The 15,430-nt window shown below is 73.9% G+C and carries 20 protein-coding genes and 2 pseudogenes; 14 read left to right on the forward strand and 8 right to left on the reverse strand.

Features of this window, described 5'->3' with window-relative positions; translation table 11 throughout:
• Nucleotides 1-4 precede the first annotated feature (4 nt).
• Both BUE41_RS11365 and BUE41_RS11370 read left to right on the forward strand, forming a co-directional pair.
• Nucleotides 5-478, forward strand: a complete 474-nt coding sequence (locus BUE41_RS11365; protein WP_073456998.1) for a hypothetical protein — start codon at nt 5-7, stop codon at nt 476-478.
• Nucleotides 479-653: 175 nt separating this feature from the next.
• A complete protein-coding gene (locus tag BUE41_RS11370; RefSeq protein WP_200803859.1) occupies nt 654-1,349 on the forward strand; it encodes a GntR family transcriptional regulator in 696 nt (231 codons plus the stop codon).
• A 500-nt stretch (nt 1,350-1,849) separates the two neighbouring features.
• Here BUE41_RS11370 and BUE41_RS11375 read toward each other — a convergent pair whose 3' ends face one another.
• Together BUE41_RS11375 and BUE41_RS11380 are read right to left on the reverse strand one after the other, a co-directional pair.
• Nucleotides 1,850-2,299: a DUF4383 domain-containing protein gene (locus BUE41_RS11375; RefSeq protein ID WP_073456999.1), complete on the reverse strand. Its 450-nt coding sequence runs from the start codon at nt 2,297-2,299 to the stop codon at nt 1,850-1,852.
• 70 nt (nt 2,300-2,369) lie between these two features.
• Entirely contained in the window at nt 2,370-3,251 is an 882-nt protein-coding gene (locus tag BUE41_RS11380; protein ID WP_073457000.1) for a manganese catalase, read from the reverse strand.
• A 158-nt stretch (nt 3,252-3,409) separates the two neighbouring features.
• Here BUE41_RS11380 and BUE41_RS11385 point away from each other — a divergent pair, with 158 nt between their 5' ends.
• From BUE41_RS11385 to BUE41_RS33075, 7 genes and pseudogenes are all read left to right on the forward strand, one after another.
• Nucleotides 3,410-3,667: a DUF7218 family protein gene (locus BUE41_RS11385; protein WP_073457118.1), complete on the forward strand. Its 258-nt coding sequence runs from the start codon at nt 3,410-3,412 to the stop codon at nt 3,665-3,667.
• 7 nt (nt 3,668-3,674) lie between these two features.
• Complete coding sequence (locus tag BUE41_RS11390; protein ID WP_084754772.1) at nt 3,675-4,058, forward strand: hypothetical protein; 384 nt, start codon at nt 3,675-3,677, stop codon at nt 4,056-4,058.
• A 101-nt stretch (nt 4,059-4,159) separates the two neighbouring features.
• Nucleotides 4,160-4,852 (forward strand): DUF6766 family protein, encoded by a 693-nt coding sequence (locus BUE41_RS11395; RefSeq protein WP_234997178.1) that lies wholly within the window; start codon nt 4,160-4,162, stop codon nt 4,850-4,852.
• Nucleotides 4,853-4,867: 15 nt separating this feature from the next.
• Nucleotides 4,868-5,008, forward strand: coding sequence for a hypothetical protein (locus tag BUE41_RS33060; protein ID WP_425595365.1), 141 nt, complete (start codon nt 4,868-4,870; stop codon nt 5,006-5,008).
• Nucleotides 5,009-5,052: 44 nt separating this feature from the next.
• A pseudogene (locus tag BUE41_RS33065) lies at nt 5,053-5,280 on the forward strand (aldo/keto reductase); the annotation flags it as partial.
• A gap of 142 nt (nt 5,281-5,422) precedes the next feature.
• Nucleotides 5,423-5,494 (forward strand): annotated as a pseudogene (locus BUE41_RS33070) (hypothetical protein); the annotation flags it as partial.
• A gap of 94 nt (nt 5,495-5,588) precedes the next feature.
• Complete coding sequence (locus BUE41_RS33075; protein WP_456107111.1) at nt 5,589-5,849, forward strand: aldo/keto reductase; 261 nt, start codon at nt 5,589-5,591, stop codon at nt 5,847-5,849.
• A gap of 3 nt (nt 5,850-5,852) precedes the next feature.
• Here BUE41_RS33075 and BUE41_RS11405 read toward each other — a convergent pair whose 3' ends face one another.
• From BUE41_RS11405 to BUE41_RS11415, 3 genes are read right to left on the reverse strand one after another with little or no spacing between them, the layout of a single operon-like run.
• A complete protein-coding gene (locus tag BUE41_RS11405) occupies nt 5,853-6,884 on the reverse strand; it encodes a Gfo/Idh/MocA family protein (RefSeq protein WP_073457001.1) in 1,032 nt (343 codons plus the stop codon).
• 41 nt (nt 6,885-6,925) lie between these two features.
• Nucleotides 6,926-8,521 (reverse strand): sulfatase-like hydrolase/transferase, encoded by a 1,596-nt coding sequence (locus tag BUE41_RS11410; RefSeq protein ID WP_073457002.1) that lies wholly within the window; start codon nt 8,519-8,521, stop codon nt 6,926-6,928.
• Complete coding sequence (locus tag BUE41_RS11415; RefSeq protein WP_073457003.1) at nt 8,518-9,234, reverse strand: CDP-alcohol phosphatidyltransferase family protein; 717 nt, start codon at nt 9,232-9,234, stop codon at nt 8,518-8,520. The genes BUE41_RS11410 and BUE41_RS11415 overlap by 4 nt, the downstream gene beginning before the upstream one ends.
• 45 nt (nt 9,235-9,279) lie before the next feature.
• On the opposite strand from BUE41_RS11415, the gene BUE41_RS11420 reads away from it, so the two are divergent.
• The 5 genes from BUE41_RS11420 to BUE41_RS11440 are packed head-to-tail and all read left to right on the forward strand — an operon-like array spanning nt 9,280 to nt 13,208.
• Nucleotides 9,280-10,269 (forward strand): zinc-dependent alcohol dehydrogenase, encoded by a 990-nt coding sequence (locus tag BUE41_RS11420; protein WP_073457004.1) that lies wholly within the window; start codon nt 9,280-9,282, stop codon nt 10,267-10,269.
• A 20-nt stretch (nt 10,270-10,289) separates the two neighbouring features.
• Nucleotides 10,290-10,682, forward strand: a complete 393-nt coding sequence (locus tag BUE41_RS31260) for a 6-pyruvoyl trahydropterin synthase family protein (RefSeq protein WP_073457005.1) — start codon at nt 10,290-10,292, stop codon at nt 10,680-10,682.
• Nucleotides 10,679-11,743 carry a glycosyltransferase family 4 protein gene (locus tag BUE41_RS11430; protein WP_200803860.1) on the forward strand — a complete coding sequence of 355 codons (1,065 nt, stop codon included), beginning with the start codon at nt 10,679-10,681 and terminating at the stop codon, nt 11,741-11,743. The genes BUE41_RS31260 and BUE41_RS11430 overlap by 4 nt, the downstream gene beginning before the upstream one ends.
• Nucleotides 11,744-11,760: 17 nt before the next feature.
• Nucleotides 11,761-12,549, forward strand: a complete 789-nt coding sequence (locus tag BUE41_RS11435; RefSeq protein ID WP_200803870.1) for a methyltransferase domain-containing protein — start codon at nt 11,761-11,763, stop codon at nt 12,547-12,549.
• Complete coding sequence (locus BUE41_RS11440) at nt 12,543-13,208, forward strand: histidine phosphatase family protein (RefSeq protein ID WP_073457007.1); 666 nt, start codon at nt 12,543-12,545, stop codon at nt 13,206-13,208. The genes BUE41_RS11435 and BUE41_RS11440 overlap by 7 nt, the downstream gene beginning before the upstream one ends.
• Here BUE41_RS11440 and lexA read toward each other — a convergent pair.
• From lexA to BUE41_RS11455, 3 genes are read right to left on the reverse strand one after another with little or no spacing between them, the layout of a single operon-like run.
• On the reverse strand, nt 13,139-13,801 hold the full coding sequence (gene lexA / locus BUE41_RS11445; RefSeq protein WP_073457008.1) for a transcriptional repressor LexA: 663 nt from the start codon (nt 13,799-13,801) through the stop codon (nt 13,139-13,141). The two genes, BUE41_RS11440 and lexA, sit on opposite strands and share 70 nt — an antisense overlap.
• 29 nt (nt 13,802-13,830) lie before the next feature.
• Nucleotides 13,831-14,583 (reverse strand): FkbM family methyltransferase, encoded by a 753-nt coding sequence (locus BUE41_RS11450; protein WP_073457009.1) that lies wholly within the window; start codon nt 14,581-14,583, stop codon nt 13,831-13,833.
• Between the two features lie 47 nt (nt 14,584-14,630).
• A complete protein-coding gene (locus BUE41_RS11455) occupies nt 14,631-15,407 on the reverse strand; it encodes an alpha/beta fold hydrolase (RefSeq protein WP_073457010.1) in 777 nt (258 codons plus the stop codon).
• Nucleotides 15,408-15,430: the final 23 nt, after the last annotated feature.

A 15,430-nucleotide genomic window follows, 5' to 3' on the forward strand; every position in this document is an offset into this window, starting at 1 on the left:
TGACATGACGTCCGAAACGACGTCGGCCACGTCGGCGATCTCGACCGACCCCGGCGACGAGCTCATCTTCGCCAACGAGTACATCCGTGTGTGGGCGATGAACCTCGGCCCGGGAGAGTCGATCTTCTACCACTCCCACCAGTACGACCACCTGATCCTCTGGCCCACGCCGGGGCGGGCGGCCTCGATGGAGTACGACGAGGACGAGGAGTTCGGCCACATCCAGAACGCGGAGCAGGGTTACGCGTTCTTCAAGACGGTGGGCCGCAAGGGCGGACTCAAGCCGCACCGGCTGAAGAACCTCGAGGACCACCCGGTCACCCACTACATCATCGAGCTGGTGAAGGAGTCGGCCACCGAGGAACCGGGCACTCCGCAGTCGAACGGCCGCGGTCTGTCGGGCCGCCAGCACCAGATCATCGACCCGAACGATCACGTCCCGCCGAAGGAGGAGCGCGTCACGCACGCCTGGAGCTGATGGCGGGCGTGAGGTGCCCGGTCGGAGGGGCGCCGGCGCGGCGCCCCTCCGACCACCGGACCGCCGCTTCGGCGATAAGGGGATCAGCGGATGCAATAATCCGCGCGTTGCGTGGCCGTGGATCACTTCTGGATCCCATCTGCGGGGAGGGCTGGACCGGACATGGGGCACCGACGTGGGTGACGAGGCGATCAGCGAGCGGGTGGTCGAGGAGCTGCAGCGGCGGATCCTCAACGGTCAGATCCCGGTCGGATCGTGGTTGCGGCACAGCACGATCGCGGAGGAGTTCGGGGTCAGCCGCACCCCGGTCCGCGAGGCCCTCCGGGTGCTGCACGCCCAGGGGATCGTGACGATCGTGCGGAACCGCGGCGCCCGCGTGAACGGTCATTCGGGCAGGGACGTCCGCGAGCTCGGCGAGGTGCGCGCCGCACTCGAAGGGCTCGCCGCCGAGCTCGCCGTCGAGCGCATCAACGACGCGCAGATCCGGCAGATGGAGAAGGCGCTCGAGGATTTCGCGGCTGCGCTGGAGAAGTACGCCGGAAACCCCGAGCTCGCGCTTTCCGCGGAAGCGAACCAGCGGTGGTCGGAGACCAACCGGGACTTCCACTCCGCGATCCTCGCCGGATCGGGCAACCACCACCTGGTGCTCAGCATCGAGGACGTCGGGCGCCGGCTGCCCCTCAACTCGAGCTACCCCGTGTACGCCGGGAACTCCCGCCTCCTCAAGCAGAACCTCGAGGAGCACCAGCGCATCGCCACGGCGATCCGGGAGCACGACGCCGACGGCGCCCGGGAGGCGATGGTCGCGCACATCCGCTCGGCCAGCGAGTCGCTCGCCCGCTACGTGGAGGAGACCGAGCGCAGGCGGTAGCACCGCTGCTCCGGGCGATCACTGTCCGACGTCACGCCGCCGGGTTCGCCGGCGAGTCTTCCCGCGGTCGCCGGCTGACGCCGATCTCCTTGACGTGCTCGTGCAGTGCGCGCCGCGGGTGCGGGTGACCGGTACGGGTGCGCGCCAGAGATTCTTGCCCGCGTGGTCGAGGGCGGCGGCGCAGGCGACGGGGCGGGGGCGGGTTGCTGGAAAGTGGCTGTGCTGCCGCCACCGGCGGGAAGTGGATCTCCTGGGAGAGCGCCGGCACCCGCACCAGTGCGTGGCGAGCAGCACGCAGGAGGAGCTGAGCGGGGCGAAGAATCCGCCGTCGCTCGGCCCCCGGTAGAGCCACGCCGGCGGGGGATGCGAGCATGCTCTCCGCTTGCATCCCCCGCCGCCGGCGTGGCATCGACGCAACGGCCGGGCGGCCGACCCCCGCCCCACCGAGGGCGGTCCGGGTCGCAACGCCCCTGGTGGAGTCCGGGGCAACGCCCCTGAGCTCAGTCGCGAACGGCGGCCGCGCGTCGCCCCCGCGTCAACGCGATCCCCAGCCCCACCATCGCGACCCCGAGAACGAGGTGGAGCCAGTTGTCAGCGCTGTTGACCGGCACGAAGTTGGCGGGACCGCCGTGATCGATCACCAGCCCGTACAGCCACAGCACGAGGTAGACGACTCCACCCCAGATCAAGTAGTTCCGAGCTCCGCCGGCGGACCGCGCCATCACCACCCCCGCCACCCCGAACAGCAGGTGAACGATGTTGTGCAGCACCGAAACGGCGAAGATCCCCAGCAGCAACGCTCCGGATCCGTGCCCGGCGAACGACAGCTGGTCGTAGTTGGCGGTGATCCCCGGAACGAACCCCAGGACACCGACGAGCAGGAAGACGATCCCGACGGCGCCGGCGGCGACCTGGACGGGGGTGCTGGAAGCAGAGCGGGTGGTGGTCACGGGTTCCTCCGATGAGCCGAGGTGGGTCGATGTGTCAGTCCCCGGATCGCGCCGGGATGAACCATGCCCGTCATTCCTTGTTCAACGCGTCCTGCGCGGCCCCTGCTGCCTTCTCGACGACGTTGGGCAACTCCGTCGTCCCGTAGAACCGGCTGTCGGGGTGGGTGGGTGGCGGCATCGGCGCCGACGTGGTCGGCCCGTCGTGGTACGTGAACTCGCCCTTCCCGTCCGGTGCCGGCCCCTTGGCCCACCGCCCCTCGGCGGCCGCCGCCCCGTCGGAGAAGTTCAGGTACTGGTACGAGACGTCGGTGTACTCCTTGGACTGCGGGAAGTTGCTCGGCACCGGCAGCGTCTCCGCGCCCTCCTCCTGCAGCTCCGCCGCGGCCGCGAGCCACATGTTCTGGTGCATGGTGTCCCGGGCCAGCAGGAACGACAGCAGTTCACGCACACCGTGGTCGTCGGTCATGTGGTAGAGCCGCGCGACCTGCACCCGGCCCTGCATCTCGGCGTTCGCGTTGGCCTGGAAGTCGGCGAGCAGGTTGCCGCTGGCGGTGATGTAGCTGCCCTGCCACGGGTTGCCGTTGCTGTCGACCGGGCGGGCGCCGGCGCCGGCGACGATGGCGTGCTGCACATCGGTGCCACCGATGACGGCGGCGACGGTGGGATCGTCCTGCACCGCGTCGGACGTGATGCCCAGCGGCGCCTTCTCCAGCAGCTGGGCGATCATCGTCGCGAGCATCTCGACGTGCCCGATCTCCTCGGCGCCGATGCCGAAGACGAGATCGCGGTACTTGCCGGGGGTGTGCATGTTCCAGCCCTGGAACATGTACTGCATCGCGACGCTGATCTCGCCGTACTGCCCACCGAGGACTTCCTGGAGCTTGCGGGCGTAGACGGCATCGGGCTTGTCCGGGGTGGACGCGAACTGCAGTTCTTGCTTGTGCAGGAACACGGTCGGCTCTCCTTGGTCGGCTGGAGCGATGTGCGTTCCCGCGGCGCCGGGCACTAAACCGGCGCGCCCAGTAGTTCCGCACCGAGTTCCCGCACCGAGTTGCGTGCCGAGTTCCCGTGCCGGGTTTCCGTGCCCGCGCGACCGGGCACCCGGCCCCCATGCCGAACCCCAGCATCAAGGACGAGAAGACCTACGAGGAGCTGCGCGAGCAGGGTGCGTCGAAGGAGAAGGCCGCTCGGATCGCGAACGCCGCGGCCGGGCAGGGCCGCAAAGCGGTCGGCCGCCGCGGCGGCAAGTCCGGCAGCTACGACGACATGACGAAGCAGGAGCTGTACGACCGGGCGAAGAAGGTGGGGATCAAGGGCCGCTCGGACATGTCGAAGGACGAGCTGATCGACGCCCTCCGCAACCACTGAGCGCCCGATGCGCGGGCGGGCGGTCGTGGGCGCGGCGTTCGCCGCGGTGGTCCTGGCCGCGTGCGGATCGGCCCGCGACGCCGAGGTGCGGACCGCCGCGACCGCGTTCGCCGCGGCGGTTGCGGACGGGGACGGCGCCGCGGCCTGCGCGGCGCTGACGCCAGAGGCGCGTCGCGGGGTCCAGTCGTTCGGCCGTGACTGTGCGGCCACCATCGTGCAGCTCCCGCCCGCGGGCATCGTCGAGGCGGTGCAGGTGTGGGGCGACAGCGCCCAGGTGCGGTTCGCCGGCGACGTCGTGTTCCTGGCCGAGCTCGGCGACGAGTGGCGGGTGCGGGCCGCGGGCTGCCGGGCTCGCCCCGGCGCCCCCTACGAGTGCGCGGTGGAGGGCTGAGCCGTGCGCATCGCGTTCTGGGTGACCGTCCTGCTGGTCGCGTTCGGGCTGGGCTACCTGCTCGTCCTCGGCTTGCTGCAGAGGTGACGGGGGTGACAGGGGTGACCGAGCTGACGGGGGCGCGCGGCTTCCTGCGCGACAACGGCCTGTGGACCTGCTTCACGCTGCTGTTCCTCGCGACGCTCGCCGGCCAGTCGGTCGCCGGGCTGGCCGAGCAGAACCACCAGCAGATCGCCGACGGGCTCATACCGGTGTCGTGGGCGCAGTACGTGACCTCGTCGGACTTCGCCACCGACGTCGCGGAGAACTGGCAGTCGGAGTACCTGCAGTTCTTCCTCTACATCGTGGTGACGGTGTGGCTGGTGCAGCGCGGCTCCCCGGAGTCGAAGAAGGTCGGCGACGCCGGCCTGGAGTCGGCGCGCGCGCAGCGGATCGGCCGGTTCGCCGGCCCCGATTCACCACGGCCCGCCCGTTCTTCCGGAGGTCTGCTGCGGCTGTACGCCAACTCGCTGGGGCTGGTCATGGGCGTGATCTTCGGTGCGTCTTGGCTCGCCCAGTCGATCGCGGGCCGCGCCGCGTACAACGACCAGCTGCTGCGCCAGCTTGAGGACCCGGTCAGCTGGTGGGGCTACGTCGGCTCGGCCGACTTCTGGAACCGCACCCTGCAGAACTGGCAGTCGGAGTTCCTGGCGGTCGCGTCGATGGTGGCGTTGTCGATCTACCTGCGTCAGCGCGGGTCGCCGGAGTCGAAACCGATGGGCACCGCGCACGGGGCCACCGGCATCGAGGGCTGACCGTAGGCTCGCCGGATGGAAACCCGGGAGGCGGCGCGGCTGGGCCGCGACGTGGGGACCGTCGGGCTCGGGTGCTGGCAGCTCGGCGGTGACTGGGGACGGGTCGACGACGCGGACGCGCTGGCCGTGCTGCACGCGGCGTTGACGCCGGTGTGACCTTCCTCGACACCGCCGACGTCCACGGCGACGGCCGCAGCGAGGTGCTGATCGGCCGGTTCCTGCGCGAGCGCGGCACGGCCGGGCTCACGGTCGCGACGAAGACGGGCCGGCGCGCCGAGCAGGTGCCGGAGAACTACTCGCGCGCGAACTTCCGGGCGTGGAACGACCGCTCCCGGGCCGAGCTCGGTGTCGACACGCTCGACCTGGTCCAGCTGCACTGCCCGCCCACCCCCGTCTACGACCGCGACGAGGTCTACGATGCGCTCGACGAGCTGGTGGCCGAGCAGCGGATCACCGCGTACGGGGTGAGCGTCGAGACGGCGGCGGAGGCGCTCACCGCGATCACGCGCCCCGGGGGTGGCGAGCGTGCAGACCATCCTGAACGTGTTCCGGCAGAAGCCGCTGGAGCGGGTGCTGCCGGCCGCGGCCGAGGCGGGCGTGGCGATCATCGCGCGGGTCCCTCTCGCGTCCGGCCTGCTCTCCGGCCGCTGCACCGCGGACACCGCGTTCGCCCCCGACGACCACCGCAGCTTCAACCGGCACGGCGAGCGTTCGACGTCGGCGAGACCCTCGCCGGGTGCCGTTCGAGATCGGCCTGACCGCGGTCGAGCGGCTCGCCCCGCTCGTGCCCGGCGGCGTCACCACCGCCCAGTTCGCGCTGCGCCGGATCCTGGACCAGCCGCAGGTGACCGTGGTGATCCCAGGGGCGCGCAACCTCGGGCAGGCCGCCGCGAACGCCGCGGCCGCCGATCTCGCGCCGCTGGACCCGCAGACGCACGCCGCCGTCGCCGCCGTCTACGACGAGCTGATCCGAGAGCACGTGCACGTCCGCCGGTGAGGTTCACTCCCCGGGGTAGCGCACCCCCAGCTGCCGGCGCACCTCGTCCATGACCTCCATGATCCGCACACTGGTGTCGAGCGGCAGCAGCGGCGCCTCGGTCTCGCCCGCGGTCAGCAGCCGCGCCACCTCGGCCGCTTCGAACCGCAGCCCCTCGTGCGCGGTGTCGGCGGTCCAGGAGAACGTGTCGAGCAGGTTCCCTGCGCGGTCGTACAGCGTGAGCGTGGTGGGGAAGTAGAACGTCCCGGCCACGTCGATGCGAGCCGCGGCGCCGCAGACCGCCGCCGCGCACGCCGACCGGGCGAGCATCGACGCGTGCAGGACCGCCTGTCCGCCGTCGGCGCCCGTGGCGACGACGGTCTCCTGGGCGTCGACGCCGCGATCGGTGAGCGCCCCCGTCGCCGTGACCGAGGTCAGCGGCCCCAGCACGAGATCGGCGAACGAGATCGGGTAGACGCCCAGGTCGAGCAGGGCGCCGCCGGCCAGCTCCGGTGCGGCCAGCCGCTGCGGCCCGTCCGGGTAGAGCGGTTGGCAGTGCTCGGCGAACACCGTCGTGACCGGGCCGAGCAGGCCGTCCTCGATCGCCCGCGCGATGACGTCGTAGTGCGGCAGGAAGCGGCTCCACATCGCCTCCACCAGCAGCAGGCCCTTCTCCCGGGCGAGCGCGACGAGATCGCGCGCCTCCTGCGCGTTGCGGGTGAACGCCTTCTCGACGAGCACCGGCTTGCCGGCCTCCAGCGCGAGCCGCGCGTGCTGGTGGTGCTCGGAGTGCGGGGACGCCACGTACACGACGTCCACGGTCGGATCGGCGACCAGGTCCTCGTACGAACCGTACGCCGTGGCGATCCCGAACTCGTCGGCGAACGCGCTGGCCCGGTTCGCGTCGCGGGAGCCGACGGCGACGATCTCCTGACGGGTGCCGCGGCGCAGCGCTGCCCCGAACATCCGGGCGATGCCGCCCGCGGCGAGGAGCCCCCAGCGGACGGGCGGCGCCGTCATCGGGTCCGGGGTGCGCGGGGTGGGCAGCACGGTCATGGCGGGCCTCCTCGTGGGTCGGGGAGATCTTGCCGCACCGCTCACCCGCGGAAGGCCGCGAGGAACCGGTCGCGGAAGTCCGCCATCGGCCACACCGGTGCCGCCGGGGACGGCCGCAGCCCATCGGCCCAGCCCCACGGGGCGATCCGGTCGAGCACCGTCCGGTCCCGGGTGACGATCGAGATCGGCACGTCGCGGCCCACGCCGTCACCGGTGACGGCCGGCGCCGGCTGGTGGTCGCCGAGCACCAGCAGCACCAGGTCGTCGTCACCGAGGTGCTCGACGTAGGAGACGAGGCTGGCCAGCGAGTACTCGATCGCGCCGCGGTAAGCCGCCCGCACCGCGGCGCCGCCCTGCCCCCAGATCGCCTCGGGATCGGCGGGAGCGGCGAGCGCGTCGAACACCTGCCCGTCGCCGAGCTCGGCCCAGTCGACGACGGGCGGGATCATCCGCCACGGCGCGTGGCTGGAGACGAGGTCGATCTCGGCCATCACCGGCGGCCCGTCGTGGGTGAGCCGGTGGAACGCGGACAGCGTGAACTGGTCGGGCACGCTGGCCCAGCCGCGGTCGGGGCCGCGGTAGCCGAGCCGGCCGAAGTCGAGCACCTCGGTGAAGCCGTAGAAGCCGGCCGCCGGCCACTCGGTCGTCGTGCCCGGCTGCACGGCGACGGTGCGCCACCCGGCTTCGGCGAACACCCGGGAGAGCGTGCGGCGCTCGCTGGCGACGAGCGCGTCGTAGCGGCCCTGGTCGCCGACCGGCAGGCCGGACAGGAACGTGGCGTGGGCGAGCCAGCTGCTCCCACCGGCTACCGGGGAGGTCAGCCACGCGCTGCGGGCGCCGAACCCGGCCGCGGTCAGGCGGGCCGTGCCGTCGTCGAGCAGGGGGCCCACGTGCGGTGCGAACTCGGGATCCTCGACGGCGCTGCGACCGTAGCTCTCCACGAACACGACCACGACGTCCTTCCCGCGGAGGGCGGCGACCAGCTCGGCCGCGGGCACGTCGCGCAGCGGGTCGGCCGTCAGCCGGGCGGCGAACTCGCGCTGGGCCTGCAGGCTGGCCGGGATCCCGACGGCGGTGTCGCGGGCCAGCGTCGCCGCGGATGCGGACGCGACCGGAACGCCCGGCACCAGCTGGACGCCGAGCACCGCGAGCGCGATCCAGACGGGGACCAGCACCGCGACCAGCCGTGCCGCCCCCGTCCGCCGGTGCGCGACGACGCGGGCGAGCCGCACCACCGCCGCGGCCAGACCGACCGGCAGCGCGATCGCGAGCAGGCCCGCCACCACCGCGGCGACGACCGCGACCGGGGTGCCGAGCGTGCCGGACAGGAAGCGCATCCCGTCGGCGAACAGCGGCGCGTCGACCACCGGATCGAACGGGCGGCCCAGTACCGCGTGGAAACCGATGTGCAGCAGGCCCAGCACGGTCAGCAGACCCAGCACCGCGCCGAGCGCGGCGGCGACGACCGGGCGGGTGCGGGCCGGCAGCACGAGCAGCAGCGCGGTCCCGGCCAGCGCCTCGACGGGGATGCGCAGGAACGCGGCCGGGGTGAGCGGCCCGTCGACCGGCAGCGCGAGTGCGACCAGCACGGCCACGGCGGCGACCGCCGCGGCGGCCCGCCGCACCCACCGGGTCACCGGATGGTCCGGGCCGCGGCCGCCCGCGCGCGTCGCAGCCGCTGCACGTGGTGAGCGAACGACCAGGTGAGGAGGGCCAGTGACCCGGCGACGAGCAGCGTCGCACCCGGCCGGGGGAGCACCCCGGACACGGCGACGACCAGTGCGATCCCCTGCAGCGCCGCGATCGCCTTCGTCACGAGCAGCGGCGGCAGCGACCCGGCCAGCCACGGCCGCACCCAGCTCGCGGCCACGTAGCCGTAGCGCATCAGGCCGATCGCGAGCACCCACGGACCCAGGTCGTGGGCGGCCTGCACGCTCAGCACCATCAGCAGGGCCGCGTCCACCTCCATGTCGAAGCGGGCGCCCAGCGCGGTCGCCGTCCCGGTCCGCCGCGCCACCTGCCCGTCGACGGCATCGAGCAGCAACGCCACCCCGGCCAACCCGACCAGCGCCGGGACCGGGACGTGCCCGGTCATCAACCCGTCGGCGACCAGCGCGGTCACCCCGCCGACCAGCACGGCGCGGGCGAGCGTGACCAACCCGGCCGGGCCGAGCGTCACCTCGCCGGCCCGGCGCGTCGCCGACGCCAGCAGCCACACCAGCCCCGCCGTGTACGCCAGGCCGGCCAGCCAGCCGACCGGTCCCGGCCGCAGCGCCGCGATCACCAGCACGGCGGCGCCGCCGGCCGCGGACAGCTGCCGCGCCACCGCCGCACCGCCTAGGCTCGCCATCGTCGTCACGCCTCCCACCACGGATCCAGGAGTCGAAAGGTTCAGGTGGACCGCACCTCGCTCGACCGCACCGCACACGCGTTCTGGCTCCGGGCCCCGGGCGAGGGCGAGATCCGCGCCGTCGAGCTGCCCGAGCCGGAAGCCGGGGACGTCGTGGTCCGCACCCTGTTCACCGGGGTCAGCCGGGGAACCGAGACCCTGGTCTTCCGCGGCGGTGTGCCGCAGAGCCAGGCCACCATCATGCGCGCCCCGTTCCAGGAGGGTGACTTCCCCTCCCCGGTCAAGTACGGCTACCTCAACGTCGGCGTCGTCGAGGAGGGCCCGGGCGAGCTGCGCGGGCGCACGGTGTTCTGCCTCTACCCGCACCAGACCCGGTACGTGGTGCCGGCGGACGCGGTCACGGTGGTGCCCGACGACGTGCCGGCCGATCGGGCCGTGCTGGCCGGCACCGTCGAGACCGCGGTGAACGCGCTGTGGGACGCCGCCCCGCTGGTCGGCGACCGCATCGCCGTCGTGGGCGGCGGCATGGTGGGCTGCTGCGCCGCTGCGCTCTTGGCCCGCATCCCGGGTACCCGCGTGCAGCTCGTCGACGTCCGCCCGGGGCGGGCGGCGACCGCGGCGGCGCTCGGCGTCGACTTCGCGCTGCCGGACGAGGCGCTGGGGGAGTGCGATCTCGTCGTCCACGCCAGCGCCACCGAGGCCGGGCTGACCCGATCGCTGGAGCTGCTCGCGGTCGAGGGCGAGGTGATCGAGCTGAGCTGGTACGGCGACCGGCCCGTGCAGGTCCGGCTCGGGGAGGGGTTCCACTCCCGCCGGCTCGCGGTGCGCGCCAGCCAGGTCGGTGCGGTCGCCGGGGCCCGGCGGGCGCGGCGCACCCACGCCGACCGCATGGCGCTGGCCCTGCGGCTGCTCGCCGATCCGGTGTTCGACGCGCTGATCAGCCGGGAGTGCGCGTTCGCCGAGCTGCCGCGGGTGCTCGGTGCGCTCGCGTCCGGTGAACCGGATGCTCTGTGCGTGCGTGTCAGGTACGACTAGGTGGGGACGAGGGGGGACCGTTGTTCAGCATCACCGTCCGCGACCACGTGATGGTCGCGCACAGCTTCCGCGGCGAGGTGTTCGGTCCGGCGCAGCGGCTGCACGGGGCCACGTTCGTGGTGGACGCGACGTTCCAGCGCCCCGAGCTGGACCCCGACGGCGTCGTCGTCGACATCGGGCTGGCGACCGAGCAGCTCAAGGCCGTGCTGGCGGACCTGGACTACCGCAACCTCGACGAGGTGTTCCCCGGTGTCAACACGACGACGGAGTTCTTGGCCAAGGAGATCGCCGATCGGCTCGTCTCCCGGATCCACGCCGGTGCGCTCGGCGAGAGCGCGCGCGGGCTCACCGGGATCGTCGTGACCCTGCACGAGTCCCACGTGGCGTGGGCGTCCTACGAGCGGGAGCTGTGACGCCGCCGCTGCACGTGGTGGTGCCCGCCGACGTCGCCGACCCGGAGCTGCCCAGCGGCGGCAACGTCTACGACCGGCGGGTCGGCCGCGCGCTGATCGAGGCCGGGCGGACCGTGGTGGAGATCCCGGTGGCGGGCTCGTGGCCGCGGCCGGGCCCGCAGGATCGGGCCGCGCTCGCCGCCGCGCTGGCCGGGCTGCCCGACGGGGCCGTCGTGGTGCTCGACGGGCTCGTCGGCTGCGGGGTGCCCGACGTCGTGGTACCCCAGGCCGGGCGGCTGGCGCTGGTGGTGCTCGTGCACCTGCCGCTGGGGGAGGAGTCCCCGCAGCTCGCCGCCCTGGAGCGGGAGGTGCTGCACGCCGCCGGCGCGGTCGTCGCCACGAGCGGCTGGACGGCGCGCCGGATCGTCGAGCGGCACGGGTTGCCCGCCGACCGCGTGCGCGTGGCCGAGCCGGGCGTGGTTGCGGCGCCGCTCGCCGCGGGGTCCGGGGGTGGGCGGCTGCTGTGCGTCGGCTCGATCAGCCCGACGAAGGGCCAGGACGTGCTGGTCGCGGCGCTCGCGCAGGTGGCCGACCGGCCGTGGACCTGCGAGCTGGTGGGGGCGCTGCGGCGGGCTCCTGAGCACGTGGCGGCGGTGCGGCGGGAGATCGCCGACCACGGGTTGGGCGACCGGGTCCGCGTCGCCGGCCCGCTCGTCGGCGCGGAGCTGGCGGCCGCCTACGCTGCGGCGGATCTGCTCGTGCTGCCGTCGCGCGTCGAGGCGTACGGGATGGTGGCGACCGAGGCGCTCGCCCGCGGGATCCCGGTGCTCGCGTCGGACGTGGGCGGGGTGCCCGAAGCGCTCGGCGGGGACCCGGTTCCCGGGATACTGGTGACACCCGGCGATGCAGCGGCGCTGGCGGCGGCGCTGCGCCGGTGGCTGGACGATCCGGGCCTGCGCGCAGAGCTGCGGCACGCCGCGGCGCTGCGCCGACCGGCACTGCACGGTTGGGAGGTGACGGCACGGTGCCTGGCCACGACGGTGGACGCGGTGATGAGGACACGAGCTGGGCGGCACGGCTGAGCGAGCCCGGCTCCCCGGTGTGCACGCCGGACTGGCTGACCCTGCGCGAGCCCGCCGACGCCGTGGCGCGCTCGGTGGAGCTCGCCCGGCGCGCCGCTGAGCATCTGGGCGACGGACCGGTGTCGGTGCGCGACCTCGGCTGCGGGACCGGGGCGATGCGGCGCTGGCTCGCGCCGCTGCTGCCCGGGCCGCAGCGCTGGTACCTGCACGATCGAGACCCGGAACTGCTGGCGAGGGCGACCGAGGGCGCGCCGGACGCGGAGCCCGTGCCGGGCGATCTCACCGCGCTGACCGTCGACGATCTCGCCGGCACCGACCTGGTCACTGCCTCGGCGCTGCTCGACCTGCTCACTGCGGACGAGGTGACCGCGCTGGTGGCGGCGTGCGCCGAGGCCGGGTGCGTCGCACTGTTCGCGCTGTCGGTGGCCGGCCGGGTCGAGCTGGAGCCAGCCGATCCGCTCGACGCGCACGTCGCGGCGGCGTTCAACGACCACCAGCGGCGCACCGCAGACGGCCGCCGCCTGCTCGGGCCCGACGCGCACGCGGTCGCCGCGGCCGAGTTCCGTGCCCGCGGCGTGCCCGTGACCACCCGGCCGAGCCCCTGGCTGCTCGGGCCGGCCAAGGCGGAGCTGACCGAGGAGTGGCTGCGCGGTTGGATCTCCGCGGCGTGCGATCAGCGGCCGGATCTGCGACCGTCGGCCGGCGCGTACCTGCAGCGCCGCCTCGCGGATCTGGCCGCGGGCCGGCTGCACGTGCGCGTGGACCACGTCGACCTGCTCGCGACCCCCGGGAGGCCGCCATGCTGATCCTCGTCCGGCACGGTGAGGTGGCGGCCAACGCGGAGGGGCTGCTCCTCGGCCGGGCCGATCCGCCGCTCACCCCGACCGGCCGGCGCCAGGCCGTGGCGCTGGCGGAGCTGGTGCCGCGGCCGGCGCGGATCGTGTCCAGCCCGCTGACCCGGGCGCGGGAGACCGCGGCGGTGCTCGCTGCGGGCGAGATCGACGTCGAGATCGATCCGCGCTGGGTCGAGCTGGACTACGGGCACCTGGACGGCAAGCCGCCGACCGCGCTGGGCGATCGGGACTGGCACGAGTTCCGCACCGATCCCGACTTCACCCCGCCCGGCGGGGAGTCGCTGGCGGCGCTGTGCCGGCGGGTGCGGGAGTCGTGCGAGGAGCTGGCCGCTGACGCCGCGCACCGCGACGTCGTCGTGGTCAGCCACGTCTCGCCGATCAAGGCGGCGGTCACGTGGGCGCTCGGGGTGGGCGACTGCGTGGCGTGGCGGATGTTCCTCGGCGACGCCGCGATCAGCCGGATCGACACCAGCGGGCCCGAGCCGCTGCTGTTGACGTTCAGCGACACCACGGCCGCTGAACTCGCGGCTCAGACGGATCCTCAGAGCGAGCGCAGCACCGCGACGACGACGCCGAGCACGACCGCCTCGTCGCCGTCGATGACGTCGTAGGCGGGGTTGCGCGGCTCCAGCAGGACGTGGCCGTTGCGGCGGCGGTACACCTTCACGGTCGCCTCGCCGTCGATCATGGCGGCGACGATCTGCCCGGAGTGCGCCTCGGACTGCTGGCGCACGATGACGGTGTCGCCGTCGCAGATCGCGGCGTCGATCATCGAGTCGCCCCGCACGCGCAGCGCGAACACGGTGCCGCGGCCGGCGAGCTCGGGCGGTAGCCGCAGCACCTCGTCGACGTGCTCCTCGGCGAGGATCGGGGTGCCGGCGGCGATGTCCCCGACCACGGGGACGGGCACCGCCTGGTCGCGCTCGGGATCGACCGCGCTGCCGCGCAGGAACGCGCGCACGTCGATCGGCCGGGTCACCGAGCTGCCGCGGCGCAGGAAGCCCTGCTCCTCCAGGCTGGCGAGGTGCCGCGACACCGTCGACGTCGAGCGCAGCCCCACGGCGTCGCCGATCTCGCGGGTGCTCGGCGGGTAGCCGTGGCGCTGCACGTGATCCCGGATGAAGGCCAGGATCTGCTGCTGGCGCGGCGGCAGGCCGGCGACGTCGAGCTGGCCGAACAGGTCGAGATCATCGGCGACGGACACCCGGGAACTCTAGATCCGCGGGTGCGGGCTCACCCGGCCGGGTCCAGGCGGGCGTAGACGTCACCCGAGCGGCCCTCCGGCCGCACCCGGTCGAGCAGCGCGGTCAGCTCGGCGGCGTCGAGCCAGCGGTCGCTCACCCACCGCAGCGTCTCGACGGGGGAGTAGTTGTAGCGGTAGCGGCCGCCGCCGAGCGCCTCGACGGTCGCCAGCACGTCCAGCGCCTGCTCGTGCGCCATCGACAGGTACTCGAACGACAGCGCGCGCAGCGGGCGCGAGAGCCCGGCCAGCACCTCAGCCTCGAAGCCCTCCACGTCGATCTTGCAGAACGCCGGCTCGCCGTAGTCGGCGATGAGCGCGTCCAGCGTCGTGACGGTGACCTCGACGGATCGGTCCCAGCGGACCCGCGCGAACCGCCGGTCGGTCGACACCGTCTGCATCCACTCCGGCGACATCGACGAGACCGTCGGCGTCGTCGTCGACACCCCGAGCCGGGCCCGCCCCGGCCGTGCCCCGAGCGCGTCGGTGACCAGCACGACCCCGTCGTCGCGGCCGAAGAACAGCCGCAGGATCCGCACCAGGTCGGGCTGCGGCTCGATCGCCACCACCCGCGCCCCCAGCTTCCGCCACGCGCGCACGCGGCTGCCGACGTGCGCGCCGACGTCGAACGCGAGGTCGCCGGGCCCCAGGAACTGGCTGTAGAACGCGACCATCCGCCGGCGCCGCCCGGGGATGGCGTGGTACATCAGCAGGGACCGCGTGATGCCGAACGCCCGTCGCAGCATGGGGGAAACCTAGGCCGGACGGCCCGTGCCGGGCACCCGCTCCGGGCTCACCCGGCCAGGAAGTCGAGCACCAGCGGGCTCGCGACGTCGCGGAACTCCTCGAAGTAGGCGTGCCGGGCCCCGTCGATCAGCTCCATCCGTGCGCCGGGGATCCGCTCGGCCAGCAGGGGAGCGTTGGCCGCGGGGTTGAACCGGTCGTCGGTGCCGTGCACGACCAGCGTCGGCGCCTGGATGCTGGGCAGCGCGTCCCATGCGTCGTGCTGCGCGCTCGCGGCGAAGTGCCGCTTGCGGGCGCGCGCGGTCATCGCCGGGTCGCCGGTCGTGGCGTACGGGCCGGGATGGGTGGCCAGCCACGCCGGGGTGTACATCAGCTCCAGCAGCGCCCGCCGGGCCGCGGCGTGGTCCGGCTGGGCGAGGGCGCGGCGCACGTCGGGGCCGCGCTCGATCCCGTGCTCCCCGCCGGGCGAGGTGCACCCGAGCACGAGCCGCCGCACCCGGCCGGGGTGCCGCGCGGCCAGCCACCGCGCGACGCGGCCGCCCATCGAGGTCCCGTACACGTCGACGCGGCCGAGCCCGAGCGCGTCGAGCACGGCCACCGCGTCGTCGGCGAACCCCGGTGTGCTGTACCCGTCGTCGGGTGCGTCGGAGTCGCCGGTGCCGCGGTAGTCGAGCGTCACGACCAGGTGGTGGGCGGCGAAGTCGGCCCGCACGGGGTCCCACCAGTGGTGGTTGTTCGCCTGCCCGGCGAGCAGGAGCAGCGGTGAGCCGGCCCCGTCGACCTGGTGGGCGATGCGGGCACCGTCGGGGGCGATGGCGTGCGGCACCCGGCGATCCGATCAAGCCCGCC

Source organism: Pseudonocardia thermophila (genome assembly GCF_900142365.1).
Taxonomy (GTDB): domain Bacteria; phylum Actinomycetota; class Actinomycetes; order Mycobacteriales; family Pseudonocardiaceae; genus Pseudonocardia; species Pseudonocardia thermophila.